We start from the raw sequence: 850 nt of genomic DNA, 5'->3' as shown, positions 1-850 counted from the left end.
CCTCCCCCATCTACCATCCACCTTCTATTTAGATCCAAGTAGCTGTAGCGCATTCTAAAGCCATTAGTCGACCCATAGTACCCTCCGCCAACCAAATCGAGCTCGCCATAGGGATCATTTACGATGTACTCCTTGGTGTTATCATCGTATCCAATTACACACACCCAATGCCCACCACCGCTCGGTGCTGAAATGTGGCCATGGTGTAGAATTCCGATGGGCACCGGAATGTTCTTGTTAATTTGAGCTTTAATATCCGACTCGGAAAGATTTTGGCGGAATGTTGCGCTTATGCCAAGGTCTTTTAGTGCGGCGATTTGAGCCGGGGCCTCTGTAGTATCGCCGTGCCTAAATACGTAAGTCCGCATATAATAATCATCTTCCTGCTCTGATACCTGAATCGCCGAGGGCTTCACGTAATCGGCTGCCATTGCGCACGAGCTGGAGAAACACATGCGATGTGCATGGGAAGTAGCACTGTCACGTTGGGGAAAGTACTTGACGGTGAGAATTCGCGAGCCGGGAGCTGATTCATTTGGCCTAGCTGAGCCGGTTTTTGATGTTTGCCAATGTGGGTTGTAGATGTACCAGACACCCGCTCCGTAGTCCAAAGTTACCTTTGAATGCGAGCCTTCATTGACGAGGGCAAGCACTGCGTATCCCTTACCCTTTTGCACCTCACGTTTTTCGTTAGGTTTGAGCTGATAGGATTGGAGCGGCTCTTTTTTAAGCAAAGTGTCTTGAAGAGCAATGATTTGTATTTTTGTCATGGTTTTTTTAGCAGTTCCTGAAGACCAAAGAGCCCCTTCAGCTACTCTYCTACGCTTTAGACCTTCCTCTACATCAGAGC

The 850-nt window shown here is 48.3% G+C and carries 1 protein-coding gene; it reads right to left on the bottom strand.

Going from position 1 to position 850, the window contains the following annotated elements:
* The coding region (locus tag C7K08_RS14685) for a C39 family peptidase (protein ID WP_193464854.1) at positions 1 to 770 on the bottom strand (770 nt) is incomplete at its 3' end.
* Positions 771 to 850: the final 80 nt, after the last annotated feature.

This window comes from Synechococcus lacustris str. Tous, assembly GCF_003011125.1.
Classification (GTDB): Bacteria; Cyanobacteriota; Cyanobacteriia; order PCC-6307; family Cyanobiaceae; genus Synechococcus_D; species Synechococcus_D lacustris.
Note: the sequence above shows the minus strand (reverse complement) of the source record. Positions and strands in the feature narration are given on the sequence as shown.